At 65.7% G+C, this 19,048-nt stretch carries 15 protein-coding genes; 4 read left to right on the top strand and 11 right to left on the bottom strand.

Translation table 11 applies throughout. The features are described from left to right. Nucleotides 1-27: 27 nt before the first annotated feature. Complete coding sequence (locus tag JCQ34_RS16065) at nt 28-705, bottom strand: Crp/Fnr family transcriptional regulator (protein WP_013602309.1); 678 nt, start codon at nt 703-705, stop codon at nt 28-30. Between the two features lie 195 nt (nt 706-900). Here JCQ34_RS16065 and JCQ34_RS16060 point away from each other — a divergent pair, with 195 nt between their 5' ends. Beyond that, nucleotides 901-2,085 carry a MarP family serine protease gene (locus tag JCQ34_RS16060; protein WP_286399102.1) on the top strand — a complete coding sequence of 395 codons (1,185 nt, stop codon included), beginning with the start codon at nt 901-903 and terminating at the stop codon, nt 2,083-2,085. Between the two features lie 10 nt (nt 2,086-2,095). On the opposite strand, the gene aroQ is transcribed toward JCQ34_RS16060, so the two are convergent. The 5 genes from aroQ to JCQ34_RS16035 all read right to left on the bottom strand — a co-directional run bounded on the left by aroQ (nt 2,096) and on the right by JCQ34_RS16035 (nt 8,354). After that, nucleotides 2,096-2,560 carry a type II 3-dehydroquinate dehydratase gene (aroQ, locus tag JCQ34_RS16055; RefSeq protein WP_286399101.1) on the bottom strand — a complete coding sequence of 155 codons (465 nt, stop codon included), beginning with the start codon at nt 2,558-2,560 and terminating at the stop codon, nt 2,096-2,098. A 123-nt stretch (nt 2,561-2,683) separates the two neighbouring features. Continuing rightward, the gene (locus tag JCQ34_RS16050) at nt 2,684-4,894 is read right to left on the bottom strand and encodes an alpha-galactosidase (protein ID WP_286399098.1); all 2,211 of its coding nucleotides are present in this window, start codon (nt 4,892-4,894) and stop codon (nt 2,684-2,686) included. A 155-nt stretch (nt 4,895-5,049) separates the two neighbouring features. Continuing rightward, nucleotides 5,050-6,390, bottom strand: coding sequence for an ABC transporter substrate-binding protein (locus JCQ34_RS16045; RefSeq protein WP_286399095.1), 1,341 nt, complete (start codon nt 6,388-6,390; stop codon nt 5,050-5,052). A gap of 97 nt (nt 6,391-6,487) precedes the next feature. Next, nucleotides 6,488-7,411, bottom strand: coding sequence for a carbohydrate ABC transporter permease (locus JCQ34_RS16040; protein WP_286399092.1), 924 nt, complete (start codon nt 7,409-7,411; stop codon nt 6,488-6,490). Between the two features lie 10 nt (nt 7,412-7,421). Further along, nucleotides 7,422-8,354: a carbohydrate ABC transporter permease gene (locus JCQ34_RS16035; protein ID WP_286399091.1), complete on the bottom strand. Its 933-nt coding sequence runs from the start codon at nt 8,352-8,354 to the stop codon at nt 7,422-7,424. A gap of 182 nt (nt 8,355-8,536) precedes the next feature. On the opposite strand from JCQ34_RS16035, the gene JCQ34_RS16030 reads away from it, so the two are divergent. Both JCQ34_RS16030 and JCQ34_RS16025 read left to right on the top strand, forming a co-directional pair. After that, on the top strand, nt 8,537-9,739 hold the full coding sequence (locus tag JCQ34_RS16030) for a Gfo/Idh/MocA family protein (protein ID WP_286399089.1): 1,203 nt from the start codon (nt 8,537-8,539) through the stop codon (nt 9,737-9,739). A gap of 5 nt (nt 9,740-9,744) precedes the next feature. Next, a complete protein-coding gene (locus JCQ34_RS16025) occupies nt 9,745-10,773 on the top strand; it encodes a LacI family DNA-binding transcriptional regulator (protein WP_376976628.1) in 1,029 nt (342 codons plus the stop codon). A 27-nt stretch (nt 10,774-10,800) separates the two neighbouring features. Here JCQ34_RS16025 and JCQ34_RS16020 read toward each other — a convergent pair whose 3' ends face one another. The 5 genes from JCQ34_RS16020 to acs all read right to left on the bottom strand — a co-directional run bounded on the left by JCQ34_RS16020 (nt 10,801) and on the right by acs (nt 17,148). After that, nucleotides 10,801-11,589 carry a DeoR/GlpR family DNA-binding transcription regulator gene (locus JCQ34_RS16020; RefSeq protein WP_286399086.1) on the bottom strand — a complete coding sequence of 263 codons (789 nt, stop codon included), beginning with the start codon at nt 11,587-11,589 and terminating at the stop codon, nt 10,801-10,803. A gap of 55 nt (nt 11,590-11,644) precedes the next feature. After that, nucleotides 11,645-12,559 carry a carbohydrate ABC transporter permease gene (locus JCQ34_RS16015; protein ID WP_286399084.1) on the bottom strand — a complete coding sequence of 305 codons (915 nt, stop codon included), beginning with the start codon at nt 12,557-12,559 and terminating at the stop codon, nt 11,645-11,647. Then, complete coding sequence (locus tag JCQ34_RS16010; RefSeq protein WP_286399083.1) at nt 12,556-13,524, bottom strand: carbohydrate ABC transporter permease; 969 nt, start codon at nt 13,522-13,524, stop codon at nt 12,556-12,558. Before JCQ34_RS16010 ends, JCQ34_RS16015 begins: the two co-directional genes overlap by 4 nt. A gap of 82 nt (nt 13,525-13,606) precedes the next feature. Continuing rightward, nucleotides 13,607-14,917: an ABC transporter substrate-binding protein gene (locus tag JCQ34_RS16005; RefSeq protein ID WP_286399082.1), complete on the bottom strand. Its 1,311-nt coding sequence runs from the start codon at nt 14,915-14,917 to the stop codon at nt 13,607-13,609. A gap of 209 nt (nt 14,918-15,126) precedes the next feature. Next, nucleotides 15,127-17,148 (bottom strand): acetate--CoA ligase, encoded by a 2,022-nt coding sequence (gene acs / locus JCQ34_RS16000; protein ID WP_286404599.1) that lies wholly within the window; start codon nt 17,146-17,148, stop codon nt 15,127-15,129. A 408-nt stretch (nt 17,149-17,556) separates the two neighbouring features. Here acs and JCQ34_RS15995 point away from each other — a divergent pair, with 408 nt between their 5' ends. Then, on the top strand, nt 17,557-19,029 hold the full coding sequence (locus tag JCQ34_RS15995; RefSeq protein ID WP_286399081.1) for a hypothetical protein: 1,473 nt from the start codon (nt 17,557-17,559) through the stop codon (nt 19,027-19,029). Nucleotides 19,030-19,048: the final 19 nt, after the last annotated feature.

Genomic DNA, 19,048 nt, shown 5'->3' with positions numbered 1-19,048 from the left:
TTTCTTGTTGGGGTGCAGGCGTGTCGCTTAGCGGGACCGCTGGCGGAGGCGCTGCATGTCCAGGATGACCACGGCGCGGGCCTCGAGGCGAAGCCAGCCTCGCTGGACGAACTCGGCCAGGGCCTTGTTGACCGTTTCGCGGGAGGCGCCCACCAGCTGGGCCAGTTCCTCCTGGGTGAGCTCGTGCGCCACCAGGACACCGTCCGTTGCCGGCCGGCCGAAGCGGTCGGCAAGATCCAGCAGTGCCTTGGCCACGCGGCCGGGAACGTCGGAGAAGACGAGGTCGGATAGGGAATCGTTGGTGCGGCGCAGGCGGCGGGCCAGAGCCTGCAGCAGCTGGGCCGAGACCTCGGGGCGGGTGCGCAGCAAGGTGTTAAGGCTTTCGTTCTTCAGCCCGGCCAGGCGGGTCTCGGAGACCGCGGTGGCGGTGGCGGTGCGGGGGCTGGGATCGAAGAGGGCCATCTCGCCGAAGAGCTCACCCGGCCCAAGGATGGCCAGGAGGGACTCGCGGCCGTCGGGGGAGGTGCGGCCCAGCTTCACCTTGCCGGACACGATGAAGTACAGCTGGTCACCCTGGTCACCTTCGCGGAACACCGATGCGCCGCGGGAAAGGTCCACCTCGGTGAGCTCGTCCGTCAGCAGACGGAATGCGTCGTCGTCGAGCGTGGCGAAAAGGGGTGCTCGGCGCAGTACCTCGATGTCCATGAAATCTCCTACGTAAAAGTATCGGCTGTGGCGCTTTTGCCATTGTTTCAGAATTTTCAAGGTTCTGTGACGAACTTGGCAGCCGAAACACCTGCGGGCAGCGGACCGCCTGTCCGCTGAAGGGGGCCGCGGGCCACAGAAGATTGTCAGCCACCCCCACTAGAATGGAGGTTCAACTGTTAATAAGGAGCCTTTGTGGTCGGCCTGACTGTCCTGGACATTGTCCTGATCCTGGCGCTGCTGTCATACCTGATCTACGGCCTCCGCAACGGGTTCCTGGTCACTGTCGGTGGCCTGGCGGGCTTCGCCGCCGGTGCCATCGCAGCCTTCTTTGCCGTCCCCCTCGTCAGCGGTTTCGTTGAGGACTCCGGATGGAGGCTCACCGCCATCATCGCTGCCGCCGTCGTACTTATGGCACTGGGGCACGGCCTGGGGACCATGGTGGGCCGGCAACTGCGCGGAGTGGTGCGGATCCGGCCATTGCGCGCCGTGGACCGGCTGGTGGGCGGGGCGTTGAACCTGGTGGTCGCCGCGCTGGTGATGTCCATGCTGGCGTTCAGCGTCAGCTCCCTCGGCGTGCCCGTTGTGTCCCAGCAGCTGGCCGAATCCAAGGTAATCCGGTTCATCGACGGGCTCACTCCCACGCCAGTCAAGGCCACCATGGCGCAGCTGCGCTCCACGGTGATCGGCAACGGCATTCCCACGTTGATTGAAGGGCTGGACCAGGGCCAGGCGGTCCAGGTGCCCAACACGAGCACCAATACGCCCGCGCTGAACAAGGCTGCCCAGTCCGTCCTGAGGATCGCGGGCACGGCCTACGAATGCGGCCAGAACCAGACCGGCAGCGGTTTCGTGGTCTCCGATGACCGCGTGGTGACCAACGCGCACGTGGTGGCCGGCGTCTCGCAGCCCGTGGTGGAAATGCCCGACGGCGGTGCCATGCCCGGGCGGGTGGTCTACTTCGACACCAAGCGGGACCTGGCAGTCCTGGCCGTGGACAATCTCCCCTCCCGGCCGCTGCCGCTTAGCCGCGACCTGCCCGGCGGCAGCCAGGCCGCGTTCGCAGGGTATCCGCACGGTGGGCCCTTCCAGTCCAAGCCAGCCACCGTCCAGGACATCGCCACCGTCCTGGTGCCGGACATTTACGGCAACAATCCCTCGCCGGAGGACATTTACCGCCTGGCCGGGGACGTACAGCCCGGAAACTCCGGCGGCCCGCTGCTCACCACCGAGGGCCAGGTGGCCGGGGTGGTCTTCGCCAAGGCAACCTCTGATGCCGAAGTGGGCTTCGCCATCACCATGAATGACCTTGAGCCTGTCGCGGAGCAGGCCCCGGGGCTGTCCTCGCCTGTTTCCTCGGGACAGTGCATCCAGAAGTAGAACCTGCCGGTTACAGGACCTCGGCCAGGTAATCGACGGCCAGCTTGTAACCGAACACCCCTGCGCCCACGATCACCGCGGCGCAGACCGGCGACAGGTAGGAGTGGTGCCGGAATTCCTCGCGCTGGTGCACGTTGGTGATGTGAACCTCGACGGCGGGAAGCTGGACGGCTGCAAGGGCGTCACGGAGTGCCACGGAGGTGTGCGTGAAGGCGCCGGCGTTCAGGACGATGCCGGCGGCGGTCCCCCTCGCTGCGTGGATGGCGTCCAGCAGGACACCCTCATGGTTGGACTGGAGGCATTCCACCGCAAAACCATGTTCCCTGGCAGCTGAGGCTGCCAGCTGTTCCACGTCGGCAAGGGTGGAGGTACCGTACTTTTCCGGCTCGCGGGTGCCGAGGAGGTTCAGGTTAGGGCCATTGATGACCAGGATGGTGCCGCGGCCGGCTTCGACAGTGGAGGAGGCTTCAGTCATGCCTGCAAATCTATCGGGTGGCCCTGCCCACCGCGCATTCTTACGCCGGCCCATTTCGTCCGTTGCTGAGTACTTGTCGTTCTCGAGCTCGAAAACGACAAGTACTCAGCAGCCGATGGTGGTTTAGAGGGCTGTGACCGTCAGTAGCAGGGCGTGCTCCGGGTTCAGGTTGGGCATTGGCAGGCCCACTTCCGCAAGGAACCTGCCGGTGGCCACCGCCCCCTTCGACAGCCACGCCGGCGGCTGGACCTGCGTGACCGTGTGGCGGTAGTCGGCGTCGTCTTCAGCGGGGAAGACCACCTCCACGCGGTAGCTGCGCGCATCCTCGAGCCCCGGGATGCCGATCCGTCCCGGCTGCTCGGCCGCTGAGGTGCGCGTGCTGACCAGGGCGAACAGTGCCGCCGTCGTGCTTTCCGCAACGGGCCCCTCTGCTACCACGCCGTGGAGCAGGAAGGCGTCGTCCGCAACGTCCGCGTGGACGGGGCGGCCGCTGTGGATCAGGTCCCGGTGTTCCTTGTAAAGGCCCACGATGCGCCGCAGTTCCCCGCGCTCCTTGCCCTGCACGCTGCGCACGTCCCATTCCATCCCGAAGTGGCCGAACAGGGCGGTGATGCCCCGGAAGGAAAGGTCGTGGGTGCGGGCGGTGGTGTGCGAGGTGGTGGGGCCGATGTGGCTGCCCACGAGTTCCGGCGGAACCACGGCCTCAGTCCAGCGCTGGATGGTCTGCCGCTCCAGCGCGTCGTTGCAGTCGGAGGCCCAGATCCGGTCCGTCCGCTCCAGGATGCCCAGGTCCACCCGGGCGCCGCCGGAGGAACAGCTCTCAATTTCGACGCCGGGGTGTGCCTTGCGGAGCTCGTCGAACAGCCGGTAGGCGGCGAGGGTCTGTTCGTGGACCGAAGCGCGGCCGCCGTGGCCCTGTTCAACGAGGTCCCGGTTCTGGTCCCACTTCAGGTAGCTGATGTTGTTGCCGGACAGGAGGGCTGAGATCCGGTCAAAGACGTACTGCCACGCCTCCGGGTTCACGAGGTCGATCACGTGCTGGTTGCGCCACTCGAGCGGCAGCCGGCCCCCGTCCTTGTGCGCCACGGCCGAGGGGCCCGAAATCCAGTCTGGATGGGCCCGGGCGATGTCCGAATCCAGGTTGACCATCTCCGGTTCCACCCACAGGCCGAATTCCATCCCGCGGGAGGTGACGGCGTCGATCAGTGGGGTGAGGCCTTCCGGCCAGACGGTCTCATCCACATACCAGTCGCCCAGCCCGGCATGGTCGTCACGGCGCCCGCGGAACCAGCCGTCGTCGAGCACGAAGCGCTCCACGCCAAGGTCCGCGGCGGAGTCAGCCAACTCTGTCAGTGCGTCCAGGTTGTGGTCGAAGTACACGGCTTCCCAGGTGTTGAGCACCACCGGGCGGGGCTTTCCTGCGGGCTGACCGGTGGTGGCGGCAGGCAGCACGTGGTGCGGGCGGGAGCGGAACCAGCTGTAGAACGCCTCCGTGATGCCGTCCAGGCCCCGGTCCGAGTAGGCGGCGAACAGGGCAGGGGTGGTGTAGCTGCCGCCCGCTTCCAGGATGACCTCGGCAGGACCCAGGAGTTCCGATCCGCCGATCATGGTCCTGCCGTCGCCGATGGTGTCCGCGAACTGTTCGTGGTTGCCGCTCCAGGCAAGGTGCGTCGCCCAGACCTTGCCGTGCCGGTTTCCAAAGCTTCGGGTGCCGGCCGCGAACAGCAGGGAGGAATCGTGCCCGGTCCGGCCGTGGCGTCCGGTCCGGACCCAGGTGCCCTGCTGGATGGGCCGCCGCTGAGGGTGGCGTTCCCGGCACCAGCGTCCGGTCAGGTCGAGGAGTTCGACGGCGTCAGGCGCCACGGGCAGGACGGTTGCCAGTTCGTCCACCTGGAAGGGGGTGGTGCCGTTGTTGGTGACGGTGTGCCGCAGTTCCAGCAGGCCGCCGGGGTGCAGTTTGATCGTGGTCGAAACGCTGATGCCGGTGTTGTCGTCGGCCTGCACGATGGTGGCGGCATTGCCCGCGGCGTCCTCTGCTCCTTCGGCATTCACGGACGTGACGCGGAGGCGGGAGGAGAAGTCAAGGCCTGCGGCGCCGTCGCTGATCCGGTGGCCGCGCAGGGCGGGACGGCCCCGCCAGGACGACGAAGCCTGGGGGAGCAGGCTTGCGGGGACCCGTGCATCGATGGAGGAATGCCCCACGGGTCCGGCCAGGACCGCCAGGTCCGGCAGTTCCGTGCCCAGGTCGGCGCCCCAATGGATGACCTCGGCCTCCCCGCTGTCGAAGCTGATCAGCAGGCTGGTGCCGGCGGAACGGAGATGCAGGGGGTCCATGGCGGTCTCTTTCGGTGTTCAGGGCGTGCGCCTTAAGTTACGCACAAGACGAAATTGAGGGGAAGGGGTGGCCGGGTGCCGCCGCCGTCGCGAGGAGGAGGACGGCGGCACCCGGCCGGGTGGCTGCGACCACATACGCAGCCACGTTGGAGGGCTTACTTGAACAGGGCGTTGACCTGGTCGCTGGCCTGGGTCAGTGAGCTGGCTTTAGCCTTGCCCGAGACGACCGCGTCCATGGCGGGCTTCATGATGCCGTCAACCTTGGCTGCATTGTCAGCAATCGGGTAGAGGAAGGTGGTGCCATCCTTGACCTGCTGGCTGAACGGGGTCACGTCCACGCCCTTGGCCTTGAAGGCCTCCACGGCTTTGTCGGCGGAGGTCTTGATGGCCGGGAACACCACGGCCTTGGCTGCCACCACGTCCTGGCAGGCGGCGGAGCCGAGGTACTCGACCCACTTGATGGCGGCGTCCTTCTTCTTGGTGCCGGCGTAGATGGAGTCCGCCAGGCCGTTGTACATGCTGGCGCGCTTGCCGTTGACGCCGGTGGGGGTGGGGGCGATGCCCACCTTGACGTCCTTGTAGCCGGTGTACTGGCCGATCATCCAGGAACCGTTGGCGTTGATGACGGACTTGCCGGCGGCAAAGGTGTCCGCCATGCTGGCGCCCACCGTAGTTTCCAGCTTGGGCATGTACCCCTTGTCCACCAGGCCGGCGAACCAGTCGATGCTTTCCTGGAACCTGGGGTCGTCGTAGTTGTAGTGCTTGCCCCACGGGTTCTTGTCGGTGTGGGTCCAGTCGGTGGTGCCGGTGAGGTAGCTCCATTCGGTCTGGCCCTGTCCGGAGCCGGACCCGTTGAGGCCCAAGCCGTAGACCGCCACGTTGTTCTTGTCGAACCCGGGCTCATCGCCGCGCTTGCCGTTCTTGTCCACAGTCAGGTGGGCGATGGTCTTTTCGTACGTGCCGCCGTCCTGGGGGTTCCAGGTGAGGTTGGCCATCTGTTCGGGGGTGACGCCGGCGTCGGCTGCGAGCTTGGTGTTGTAGAACAGGGCGATGGTGTCCCAGTCCTTCGGCAACCCGTAGCGCTTGCCGTCCTGTCCCACCCAAAGGTCGGCGAGGCCGGAGTTGTAGACGCCGGTGTCGATGTTGTCCTTCTTGACTGCGTCATCGAGCGCGAGCAGCTGCTTGTTCTTGATGAATTCCGGGTACTTGCCCAGGTGGTCGGTGAACACGTCCGGCGCGGTGCCGGCCACGAAGCCGTTGGTGAGGGTGCCCCAGTAGTCGTCCCAGCCGCGCTGGGTGACCTTGACGGTGATGTCCGGGTTGGCCTTGTGGAAGTCGTCCGCACACTGCTTGTACGCGGGGAGCTGGTTGGCGTCCCAGAGCCAGTAGTTGATTTCACCCTTGCCGGCGTCGGCGGAGCTACCGCCACCGCAGGCGGAGAGGGCCAGGACTGCGGCTGCCGCTGCAGCCAGGGAGGTGAGTGCTTTCTTTTTCATGGGAGGGGGTCCTTTCAAGGTGCTTCCGGGCAGGCCGCCGTGGCCGGGCGCCGGGGAGCGGCCGGGGGAATTGTGGAGGGGGTGGTTGGAGGGAGGGTTATTTGATGCCGGAGAAGCCGATGGAGTTGACGATTTTCTTGCCAAAGGCGGCGAACAGGATCAGGACGGGCAGGGCCGAAACCAGGGTGGCTGCCATCAGTCCGGACCAGTCGGGGGCGCCCTGCGGGGATTGGGACTTGAAGACGCCCAGGCCCACGGTGAGGACGCGGACGGATTCGTCCTGGCCCACCAGCAGCGGCCAGAAGTACTCGTTCCACTGGCCGATGAAGGTGAGCAGGGCAAGGGTGGCGATGGGAGCTGCGGCGTTGGGCAGGATGATCTGGAAGAAGATCCGCAGGTGCTTGGCGCCGTCGAGCATTGCCGCTTCCTCCACCTCACGGGACATGTTGAGGAAGAACTGCCGGAGGAAGAAGATGGCGAACGGGGTCATGAAGATGTACGGGAGAACCAGGCCCACCATGGTGTTGAGCAGGCCCAGGTTCTTGATGAGGAGGAAGTTGGGCAGCGCGGTGAAGATCGGGGGCACCATCATGGTGGCCAGGAACAGGCTGAACACCATGTTCCGTCCACGCCAGCGCAGCCGGGCGAAGGCGTAGGCCGCCATGGCGCTGAAGAACACGGCCCCGATGGTGGTGATGGAGGCAAAGAGCACGGAGTTGCGCAGGTAGCTCCAAAAGTCGATTTGGGCTCCGGAGCCGCCCTGTGCCACGGCATCTTCCGGGGACTGCAGGCCAAAGACGCGCTGGAATGCGCCCAGGTTGAAGTCTGCGGGAAGCAGGTTGGTGGCGTTGCCGGCCAGTGACCCGTTGGTGGACAGCGCCGTCCGGAGGATCCAGTAGAACGGGAGCACTGAAACGGCAACTGCGAGGGCGACGAGGGTCCAGGCGGCCGTGCGGCGCCAGCTGAACGGACGACGGCGGGTGGCGGGCCGGGCAGGGGCGGAAACTTTTGCGGTGGTCATGGGAGCGTCCTTAGTCCAGGTCCGATTCGTTGCCCTTGAGGAACTTCATCTGGATGAATGCCACCAGGGCGAGGATGACGAAGAGGATGACGGCCAGGGCGGAACCGTAGCCGAAGTCTGATTCAGTGAAGGCCTTTTGGTAGATGTAGAACTGCAGCACGCGGCTGGCGTTGACCGGCCCGCCCTGGGTGGTGACGGCCACGGTGTCGAACACCTGGAAGGAGCCGATGACGGTGACGATCAGGACCAGCACAAGTACCGGGCGGAGCAGCGGCATGGTGATCTTGCGGAAGGTCTGCCAGGGCGAGGCGCCGTCCAGGTTGGCCACCTCATAGACGTGGTTGGGGATGGCCTGCAGTCCGGCGAAGAGCAGCAGTGCGGTGTAGCCCATGTGCCGCCAGGTGTTGATGAGTGCCTGGGTGGGGATGGCCCATTCCTCGCTGCCGAAGAACGCCACCTTGGGCAGGCCCACGGCCTCGATGAAGTAGTTGACGATGCCGATCTGGTAGTCCAGCAGCCAGAACCACAGGAGGGCGGCTATCACGTTGGCCATTAGGTACGGCAGGAGGAGGGCGCCGCGGATGAGGGTTGACTTGGCCACCCGGTGCATGAGGAGGGCCAGTCCCAGTGCCAGTGCGGTCTGCAGGGCGATGTTAATCAGCACGTACTGCGAGGTGACCGCCAGGGCGTTCCAGAACAGGGGGTCCTTGGCGATGGCCTGGTAATTGGCGGTGCCAATCCAGGTGGGGTCGCCGAGGATGCTGTACTCGGTGAAGCTGAGGTAGATGCCCCGGAGTGTGGGCACCAGGTAGAAAACGATAAATCCGATCATGGCCGGCGCGATGAAGAACAGTGCGGTCTTCAGGTCGCTGCGCCCCCGGCGCTTCACCGCCCGGGGCACGGAGTGCTGAACCGGACTGGCGTTCCTGGTAAGGGTGGTCATCGTCGACCCTTTCCTGAGTGTGATGGAGGTAACAAGCTGGGAAGGAATCTACACGAGTAGATAGAATGATGGCAAGACCTTACTTTTTGTTTCACGCGTTGAAGTTATTTCCATTTATTGGATGTTGACTCGAGTAGATTGCAGTGCAAAACTCGGGTATCCCCCTCACGGAAGGCACAACAATGACGTTCTCTATCGGCATCGTGGGCGCAGGCCAGTTCGGCTCACAGTTCGCACACCTTTTCAATCTGCACCCGGGCGTGAAGGCCGTCTACGTGGTGGACGAGCGCGCCGAACGGGCGGCCGAGGCCGTGGACCGGTACCACCTTGCGGGGCAGGAAGCGGACTTCGACGCCCTGCTCGCCTCGGACGTCGACGCCGTGGCGATCTTTACCCAGCGCTGGACCCACGGCCCCTTGGTGGAGCGGGCCCTCCGCGCCGGCAAGCATGTCTACTCGGCCGTTCCCATGGCGGTGTCCGAGGAGGAAATCGCGCGCATCATCGACGCCGTCCGGGACACAGGCCTGGTTTACATGATGGGGGAGACCAGCTACTACAACCCGGCCACGGTCTACGCCCGGGAACAGCACGCCGCCGGCAAGTTCGGGCGCATCTTCTACTCTGAGGGCGACTACGTCCATGACATGGACCTGGGCTTCTACGACGCGTACCAGTACAGCGGCGGCGAGCGGTGGAAGGAGACTGCCAGCTACCCGCCCATGCTCTACCCCACGCATGCAATCGGGGGAGTGCTCGGCGCCATCCCATCGCACGCCGTCAGCGTGAGCTGTATCGGAGTCAGGGACCAGCGGAACGACGGAGTGTTCGACAAGGACGTCAGTATGTTCGGCAACGACTTTTCAAATGCCACGGCGCTCTTCGAGCTGAACGACGGCGGCGCCATGCGCACCAACGAAATGCGCCGCGTTGGCTACCCCTCGCACATCCGTGAATCCCGGTTCCGCTTCTTCGGCACCGAGGCCAGCTTCGAGCAGCTCGCCAAGGTTACCGTTTGGCAGGACAAGCAAAACGTCCACGACATCTCGGAGCAGATGGAGACCCGCCCCAGCATTCCCCTGGACGACCCGTCGCTGGCCAACGTTGCCCCGGAGCTCCGCGACGCCTTTGTCTCGGGTCTCTCCCCGGTCCATGATGCTGAGCGGCTGCCTGCGGAGTTCCTTGGTGCCCCCAACGGACACGAAGGCAGCCACCACTTCCTGGTGGACGATTTCGTCACAGCCGTGAACAACCGCACGCTGCCGCCGGTCAACGCCTGGGCTGCTGCCCGCTTCACCCTCCCCGGGATCGTGGCCCACGAATCGGCCCGGCAGAACGGCGCGCGGCTGCCCATCCGTGACTTCGGCGACGCCCCGGCCAACTGGTAGCTAGCATGTACTCCATGACCACTTCGGCTGTGCCGGCCCCGCGCGGGCCGGTGACGCGCAAGGATGTCGCCCGCTTTGCGGGCGTCAGCACCGCCGTCGTGAGCTATGTGGTCAACGGCGGTCCCAAGAAGGTGGCCCCGGCCACCGAAGCCAAGGTCCAGGACGCCATCCGCGTCCTGGGCTACCGGCCCAACGCCGCCGCCCGGGCGCTCAAACTGGGTTCAAGCGAGACGCTGGGCCTCATCGTCCCGGACATCTCCAACCCGTTTTTCTCGCTGTTCTCCCATGCAGTGGAGGATGCGGCCGCGGCCCTTGGCTACGCCCTGGTGCTGAGCAACTCAGACGGGAACCTCGCCAAGGAACGGCGGAACGTCCGTAACTTGGCTGCACGCCAGGTGGACGGGGTGTTGCTGGCCAGCGTCCTTTTCGAACCGGACCTGGAAGCCCTGGAAACGGCAGACATTCCGTCGGTGCTGCTCAACCAGGAACGCGATGCGCCGGGCTTCAACAGCATCGGCGTGGACCTGGCGGCCGGTGCCCGGATTGCGGTGGAACACCTCATTGGCCATGGCCACGCCAATATTGGCCTGGCGATGGGTACCAACGTCTCCGGCTCCACTGACGGCCGCGAAGTGGGCTGGCGGCAGGCCCTGCAGGAGGCGGGCCTGCCTGAGGGGCCCATCTCGTACAGCGCCTTCACCAGGCCCGGAGGCTATGTTGCCGGGCAGCGGCTGCTGGCGTCGGTGAACCGGCCAACGGCAATCTTTGCGACGTCGGACATGCAGGGCATAGGTCTCCTGCGCGCCATCCACGAAGCGGGGCTGTCCGTTCCCGGCGACATCGCCGTGGCGTCCTTTGACGGCTCCGCGGACTCCGAATACTCGTGGCCGCCGCTGACAACCGTCGAACAGCCCGTGGCCGCCATGGCGGAAGCCGCCGTGGCCGCACTGGTGGGAGCCAGCCGCGGCGAAAAACCGCGGCACCGGATCTTCCCCACAAAGCTGCACATCAGGCAGTCCTGCGGCTGTCCCTAGGCTGGCTGTCCGTAGGCTGGCTGTCCCCTAGGCTGCGGCGAGCCGAAGCCTGCCCACCCGGTCCTGCAGGACCCGCTGGGCTTCGGAACCCAGGCCGGGGTCGCTGATGACCTCGTCCACATCGTCCAGTGAGGCAATCGAGCTGATGCCCAGCACACCCCACTTGGTGTGGTCCGCCAGGACCACGGTCTTCCGGGCTGCGGCCACGAAGGCCCGGTCCGTTTCGGCCTCCAGGAGGTTGGGCGTGGTGAAGCCGGCCACCGAATCCATGCCATGGACGCCGAGGAACAGCAGGTCCAGGTGAAGCTGCTTCAGCGCGCTGGTGGCGATGGGTCCCACCAGGGCGTCCGACGGCGTGCGCTGGCCGCCGATCAGGATCACGGTGGAGCTGTAGCGGGCCGGGCCGGTCGTGGCGGCATGGTGGAACAGGTCGGCGATGCGAACGGAGTTGGTCACCACGGTGATGGGCGGCCCGTCCACCAGTTCCTTGGCGAGTGCCCACGTGGTGGTCCCCGCGCTCAGCCCAACAGCCATGCCTTCATGGACCAGCGCCGCCGCTGCAACCGCAATGGCACGCTTCTCGGCAGTTAATTGGGTGGACTTCAGTTCGAAGCCGGGCTCGTGCGTGCTGGCGTCGCCCGGAAGCTTGGCTCCGCCGTGGATCCGCTCCAGCTTGCCGCTTTCCTCCAGCAGTTCGATGTCCCGCCGGACGGTCATGAGCGAGACGCCCAGTTGCTGGGCGAGGTCGGATACGCGGACCACCCTTTCCCGCTGGACGGCGTCCACGATGGCCTGGTGGCGTGCTGCGGGGAGCATGGAGTTCCTTTCGGGCGGCTAAGGGAGCGGTGTCCGCTTCATGTTCCATCTTTGCCTACCCCTTGCTGGAACCGAGAGTCAGCCCCGCAACAAACTGCCGCTGGAGGAGCAGGTAGATGACCAGCGTGGGAATCACGGTGATCACCGCGCCTGCCGCCAGGAGGTTGTAGTTGTTCAGGAACTGGCCCTGCAGGTTGTTGATGGCGGTGGTGATGGGGAGGCGGTTGCCGCTCTGGATGAACAGGAGGGGCCAGAAGTAGTCGTTGTAGATGAAGATGACTTCCAGGGTGCCCAGGGCTGCGAACGCCGGGCGGCACAGCGGCAGGATGATCTCCCGGTACTGCCGCCAGATGCCTGCACCATCCACCAGGGCGGCCTCGGTCAGGTCGGCGGAGAGGGCCTTCATGTAATTCGAGAGAACGAAGGTGCAGAACCCCATCTGGAACGCCGTGTCCACCGCAATGACGATGATGTAGGTGTTCAGCATGTTGCCGGAATCGCTGAAGGAGTAGGGCACCTGGAAGTGCTTGGCCATCTCGAAGAGGGGCGCCGCGAGGACCTGCGGGGGCAGCAGGTTTCCCGCGGTGAACATGATCAGCAGGGTGATGTTGAACTTCCAGTTGACGCGGCTCACGGCGAAGGCCATGAGGGAGGCGAGGAACAGGGTCAGCAGGACCGCAGGCACGGTGATGATGACCGAATTCCAGAAGTAGGTGGCAAAACCTCCCTGCGTCCAGGCCTGGACGAAGTTGTCGAAGTTGAAGTCGCCGGCAACGCTGAAGTAGCCGTGCTCGTTGGTGGACGCCACCGGCCGGAGCGCGGTGAAGACGGACCAGCCCAAGGGAACCAGCCACACGGCGGCCATCACCAGCAGGAAGATGTGGGTCCCGTAATGCCGCTTGGGGCGGCTTCCGGACCGGTCGGTGGTTTCTGCGGAGGCCCTGGGGGCGCGGGCTTCGGCGATGCTCATGCTTGGTTCTCCTTGCCAAAGGTGCGGCTGAGGTAGAAGACGATGGGGACGAGTGAAATGACCAGCAGCACCACAGCGAGGGCGGAGCCAACGCCGATCACCTGGCCTTCGCCCACGAGGTTCTGGATCACCAGGGCGCTGAGCATTTCCAGGCCGTTGGTGCCGCGGTTGATCACGTAGACAACGTCGAAGGCGCGGAGGGACTCGATGATGGTGATGACCACAATGACGATGTTGATGGGCCGCATGGCGGGAAAGACCACCCGGAAGAACGTCTGCACGGCGGACGCGCCGTCGATGGCCGCGGCCTCCTTCAGGCTGGGGTCGACGCCCTTCAAGCCTGCCAGGTAAAGCAGCATGACGTAGCCGGCATGGCGCCAGGTGGCCGCAATCATGGCCGCCCAGATATTGACCGACGAGTCGCCGAACCAGTCAACGGCCTGCGGCGTGCCAGCGGTGCCCAGGAGGAAGTTGAGGAGGCCGTTGTCCCGCTGGTAGAAGAGCTGCCAGATGATGCCGATCAGGGCGAGCGACAGCATGACGGGTGCGAAGAAGATGCTCTGGTAGATCCTGCTTCCGCGGATGTTTTGGTCCAGCAGCACCGCGAGCAGCAAACCCAGCGGGGTGGCGATGAGGGCCAGGAACAGCAGCCAGAGCATGTTGTGCTGGACCGCCGGCCAGAACGGCGGGTAGTCCTGCGCGATGAACTGGTAGTTCGCCGTGCCTGCCGGCCGGATGTCCGCCAGGTCCAGGCCGTTCCACCGGGTGAAGCTGAGCCCTACCGACATCAGCATGGGCAGCCAGACCATCGCCAATTCGATCAGCGTGGGGATGCCCACCATCAGGGACAGGACCAGTTTGTCCCGTCCGGACAGGCGGCGGACCCGCCCGCCTTTGGTCCGGCGGACAGGGACGGCCGGCTCCCGTGCCTCGGGCGGAATCAGTTCTCGTGCGGTGCTGCTCATGGCTGTCTTTCCTTGCTGTTGGATGCATGAGGATGGACGACGGCGGGAGCCCCGCGCCGCCGTCGTCCTTCCTTTGGCGGGGCTACTGCGCTGCGTAGAGGTTCTTGGCCTGGGCCTCAAGGTTCTTGACGTCCACGCTGCCGTCCTTGATGAAGCTCTGCAGCGCCGGAATCATCACGTTGTTGGCCATGGCCGGCAACGCGTCCCGGTCGAAGAACTGGCTGATGTGTTTGGCATTGGCGATCGTGTCCGCACAGGTCTTGTTCAGTGGTGTGAACTTCGAGGTGTCCGTGCCCTTGGCGGTGGCGATGTTCGAGTTATCAACCTTGGCGTAGGCGTCCTGGGCCTCCGGCGTGCCCATGAACGACATGAAGTCGCGGGCTGCCTTGTTGTCCCCGCCCTTCTTGGACAGCAGCAGGCCGTCGATGGGGGCTTCGACGGCGTCCCTGCCTTCCATGGCGATCTCCGGGAAGGGGAAGAAATCGATGTCTGCCAGCACCGCCGGGTCCGTGAACTGCTGCGTGACGAAGGAGCCCAGCAGGTACATGCCGGTCTTCTTGGCTTCCAGTGCCTTGGCCGCGTCCTGCCAGGTTTGGCCCAGGGCGGCGGGATCCTGGAAGGGCAGGAGCGCCTTCCAGGTGTCGAAGACGGAAGTGACCTTCTGCTGGTCCCAGGATTCCTTGTGTGCGCAGAGGTCCACGTGGAACTGGTAGCCGTTGAGCCGCATGTTGATGTAGTCGAAGGTGCCCATGGCGGGCCAGCCGTCTTTGTCGGCAAAGCCAATGGGAATGATGCCGTCGGCCTGCATCTTTGTTGCCAGGGCCTTGAGGGCATCAAAGGTTGCCGGCACCTGGTACCCCTTCTCCGCCCAAAGGCTCTTCCGGTAGAAGAAGCCCCAGGGGTAGTTGTAGTTGGGTACGAAGTACATCTTGCCGTCCGGCCCCGTGGATGCTTTCTTCAGCGCATCGGAGTAGTTGCCGCCAATGGTCTGCCAGACATCGTCAATGGGCGCGAGGAGGCCCTTGCCCGCGTAGTACTGCATCCGGTAGCCGGCGAACCAGGTGAAGGTATCGTCGGGAGAGCCCTGCAGGTAGGAATTGATCTTGTTCTGGAAGTCATTGTGGGGCACCACGTTGGTGGTGACTTTTTTGCCGGTCTTGGCCGTGAAGGCATCGGTGACCGCCTGGTACGCCCGCTTGGGGACGTCGTCGGAGGAACCCGAGCCGAAGGTGAGGCCGGAAGAGTCGGAACCTGTGCCGGACGGCGCGCTTCCGCCGGTGCAGGCCGCGAGGAACGGGATGCCGGCCAGGCCCACTGCGCCAACGCCGACGGTCTTGAGGATGGTCCGCCTGCTGGGGAAGGCAGTTGCCGACGCATCAAACTGAGAAGCCATGGTCTCTCCCTTGAGTACTAGCCGCATGTGAGGCACCTCACATTAGGTCCGACTATAACCTCGCAAAACAGAACATGGAAGAACGGTAAATAACATTTTGGGTGTTGATGCGGTTTGAATCGTCACAACATGGGAATGGCCCCGTTTTCCTTGCAAAGACAGGGAAAGCGGGGCCATTTCAGGGCGCCGGGACAGGTGCTAAGCCTGTGTTACTTTCTGAGCGACTGGGCGATCTCCTGCATGATGGACGGGTCGGAGAGGGTAGTGGCATCGCCCGGGTCGCGGCCTTCGGCGACGTCCTTGAGGAGGCGGCGCATGATCTTGCCGGACCGGGTCTTGGGCAGTTCGGGCACCACCAGGATGTTCTTGGGCTTGGCGATGGGTCCGATCTCCTTGCCCACGTGGTTGCGCAGTTCCTGGACGGTGGCGTCGCCGTTGTTCGCGGCGTCGCCGCGGAGGATGACGAACGCGACGACGGCCTGGCCCGTGGTTTCGTCCGTGGCACCCACGACGGCGGCCTCCGCCACGGCAGGGTGGCTCACCAGGGCGGATTCGATCTCGGTGGTGGAGAGCCGGTGCCCGGAGACGTTCATGACGTCATCCACCCGGCCGAGCAGCCAGATGTCGCCGTCTTCATCCTTCTTGGCGCCGTCACCGGCGAAATACATGTTCTCGAACCGGGACCAGTAGGTGTCCTTGAACCGCTCAGGGTCGCCCCAGATACCGCGGAGCATGGAGGGCCACGGTTCGCGGATCACCAGGAAGCCGCCGTGCCCGTTGGGGACCGATTCGCCCATTTCGTCGACAACGTCCACGGCGATGCCGGGCAGCGGCACCTGTGCCGAGCCGGGTTTGGTGGCGGTCACCCCGGGCAGCGGGGCGATCATCTGGGCGCCGGTTTCGGTCTGCCACCAGGTGTCCACAATGGGGGCCTTGTCGCCGCCGATGACCTTGCGGTACCACATCCACGCTTCGGGGTTGATCGGTTCACCCACCGAACCCAGCACGCGGAGCGAGGAGAGGTCGTACTTCGCCGGGATCTCCGAACCCCATTTCATGAAGGTGCGGATGGCGGTGGGGGCGGTGTAGAGGATGGAGACCTTGTACTTTTCCACGATCTCCCACCAGCGGCCCTGGTGCGGGGAATCCGGGGTGCCTTCGTACATCACCTGGGTGGCGCCGTTGATGAGCGGCGCGTAGGCGACGTACGAGTGGCCGGTGACCCAGCCGACGTCGGCCGTGCACCAGTACACGTCCGTCTCCGGGTGCAGGTCGAAGACTGCCTTGTGGGTGTAGGCGGTCTGGGTGATGTAGCCGCCGGTGGTGTGCAGGATGCCCTTGGGCTTTCCGGTGGTGCCGGAGGTGTAGAGGATGTACAGCGGGTGCTCGGAATCGTGGCCCACGGCGGTGTGCTCGGCGGACGCCGTCTCCACGGTGTCAGCCCACCAGTGGTCCCGGCCTTCCTTCCAGTCCACGTCCTGGCCGTTGCGCTTGACCACCACCACGTTCTGTACGGTATGGCCATCGTGGGCCAGGGCGTCGTCGACCGCGGCCTTGAGGGGGCTCGGCTTGCCGCGGCGGTAGGTGCCGTCCGCGGTGACCACCAGCTTGGCCTCGGCGTCGTCGATCCGCGAACGCAGGGCTTCGGCGGAGAAGCCGCCGAACACCACCGAGTGCACGGCGCCGATACGGGCGCACGCCAACAGCGTGATGACGGCCTCCGGGATCATGGGCAGGTACACCGCCACCCGGTCACCCTTGGCCACGCCCAGGGATTCGAAGGCATTGGCAGCCTTCTTCACTTCCTCGGTCAGCTGCGCGTACGTGTAGGTGCGGGTGTCCCCGGGTTCGCCCTCGAAATAGATGGCAACCCGGTCCCCGTTGCCGGCCTCAACGTGCCGGTCCAGGGCGTTGTAGGCGGCGTTGAGCTCACCGCCAACAAACCACTTGGCGAACGGCGGATCGGACCAATCCAGGGCCTGGGTGAAGTCCTTGCTCCAGGTCAGCAGCTCCCGCGCCTTTTTGGCCCAGAAGGCAGGCCGGTCGGCATCGGCGTCGTCGTACTCTGCTGCGGTGACAACGGCGTTGGCCGCGAACTCCGGGCGGGGCGGGAAGGCGCGTGTTTCATGCAGCAGGTTCGCGAAGGCGTCGCCCTGGTGGCCCTGCTGGCCTGCCGGCTGGGCGGAAGCGGACGGAACGGTGGCCGTGGAGCTGGGAGTGTCCTGGGACATGTGAACCTCATCATTCATCGATCTTTGCCGCGCGGGATGCCGCCACCGCAGAGCCCGCCGCTTGCACAGCTTTGGGCTCCAGCCGGGATGGGCATACCGCAAAGAGCTGTTCCGAAACCTAGCCTAATGCTTGCCGCGCATCCTCTGTGCCCCCCGTCACAGAAGCGCCCGCGAGCGGTCTTCTTTAAGCGGTGAATGGCGTGTTCATAACCCTGCAGGCGCCGCCGCGGGGCTCCGCCAGCTAGTGATCAGCTTGGCTGTTGACTAGGCTGAGATGGAATTGTGACTTCACTTCGGACCACTCCGGCAAGGCGCTGCTGGCGCTGCGCCGGAGCGGGACCGCATGTCAAGACGGCACAGTTTTAAGGTCCCCGAAGGGCCCGGTGCCGCCACGCTAAGGAGAGCAGAATGAACCAGCAGAGCTTCGGCCAGCGAACGGGCCCGGACACCGGGGCGGGGCCAGGAGGCTCCGGAACCACGGCCGGGGGACCGGGGCAGCCAGCTGCTGCCGGCGGTGCCGCCGGGGGACAGCCTGCAGGACAAAAGGCCGGCGCCGGGAAGCTCGATCCGAACGCCAACCAGGCGGTGCTCGGCCCGTTCACCGTGCGCGACCTGGCCGTCTTCGCAGGCACGCTCATCCTGTTTGTTGCGTCCCTGCTGCCCCTCTTCGGCACACGGTACAACCTGTGGAACCTGAACAACCTGTTCTTCCTGGGATTGGGCATCATCCTGCCGTTGATTACCAGTGCCCTCTTCGCTGCCCGCCGCCTGGCCCCTGCCACCAAAATCCGGGTGGGGTCGCTCTCGATCGACCAGTTCGCGTCCGTGGTGGCCTCCTTCGCGGTTGCCTTCTTCTTCCTGTCGGTCGCCGGCGGCTACGTGACCAGCCTGCTGGTGGGCCTGATCGGTTCGCTGGTCCTCTTTGCCGCTACGGTGCTGGGCCGCTTCCTGCCCTACCTCTCCGGCGACTTCAAGGACCGGCCAGAGGTACCGGCACACCTGGTGGCACGCGAAGCCGCGGTCCCGGTCCGTAAGCCGCGGGCCCCCAAAGCACCCAAGCCGGAAGCCGGCCCCAACCAGTCGAAGGGCGGCCTCAAGGGCGCCGGCATCTTTGGCGGTGCAGGTGCAGGCTCCTCCGCTGTCCAGCCGGGGTCCCCGGCCCAGCAGGTTTCCCCTGCCCAGCCAGGGTCCGCCGGGCAGCCAGCTTCCTCCGGGCACCCCGTTCCCTCCAGCCCTGAGCCTGGCCGGTCTGCCCACATGCCCGCCACTGCGGCAGTCCCCGTGGCCGCTGCGGGGGGAGCAGCCGGCGTCGCATCTTCCGCTGCCGCGGGCACCGGCACCCCAGCTTCCGGCGGCGCACCCGCCGCCGGTGCCGCAGCTGGCAAGGCCGATGCGGGCTCCGCTGCATCGGGCGCGTCAACGCCCGTATCAACCGCCCCCGAAGTTTCCGACCGGACCCCTGAAGTGGATGCCGGCCCGCCCACCCAGGCAGCCGACGTCGTCCGTCCTGCCTCCATGCCGGCCGCCGAGGAGACCCAGTACGGGGATGTCCCCGGCGCACATGCTCCACAGGCAGCCTGGGAACCGCCCGCCGCCACCGCCGTCCACCAGCAGGTCCGTTCCGACCAGCCCATCGGGGCTACGGTGGACCCGGCCAGCCGCCACGACGAAACGGACGGGCAGCCCATCCACGAGGCCTTCTGGTTTGCCGTCGCCCAGCACCGCACGGCCTTCGACCCCCGCACCGGCGCCCCTGCCTTCGTGATCGAACCCGGGGGCTGGGTCCTGGCGCTTGAGGACCGCGGCCACGAGTTCCTGGTCCAGCACACGGACGGGCGGCTGGGCGTCCTGCGCGACCTCAGCAACATCGAGCGCGGCTGACGCCGGTGGCCGGGGTGCG

Source organism: Pseudarthrobacter defluvii, from assembly GCF_030323865.1.
Taxonomy (GTDB): Bacteria; Actinomycetota; Actinomycetes; order Actinomycetales; family Micrococcaceae; genus Arthrobacter; species Arthrobacter sedimenti.
This window is presented reverse-complemented; position numbering and strand designations above follow the sequence as displayed.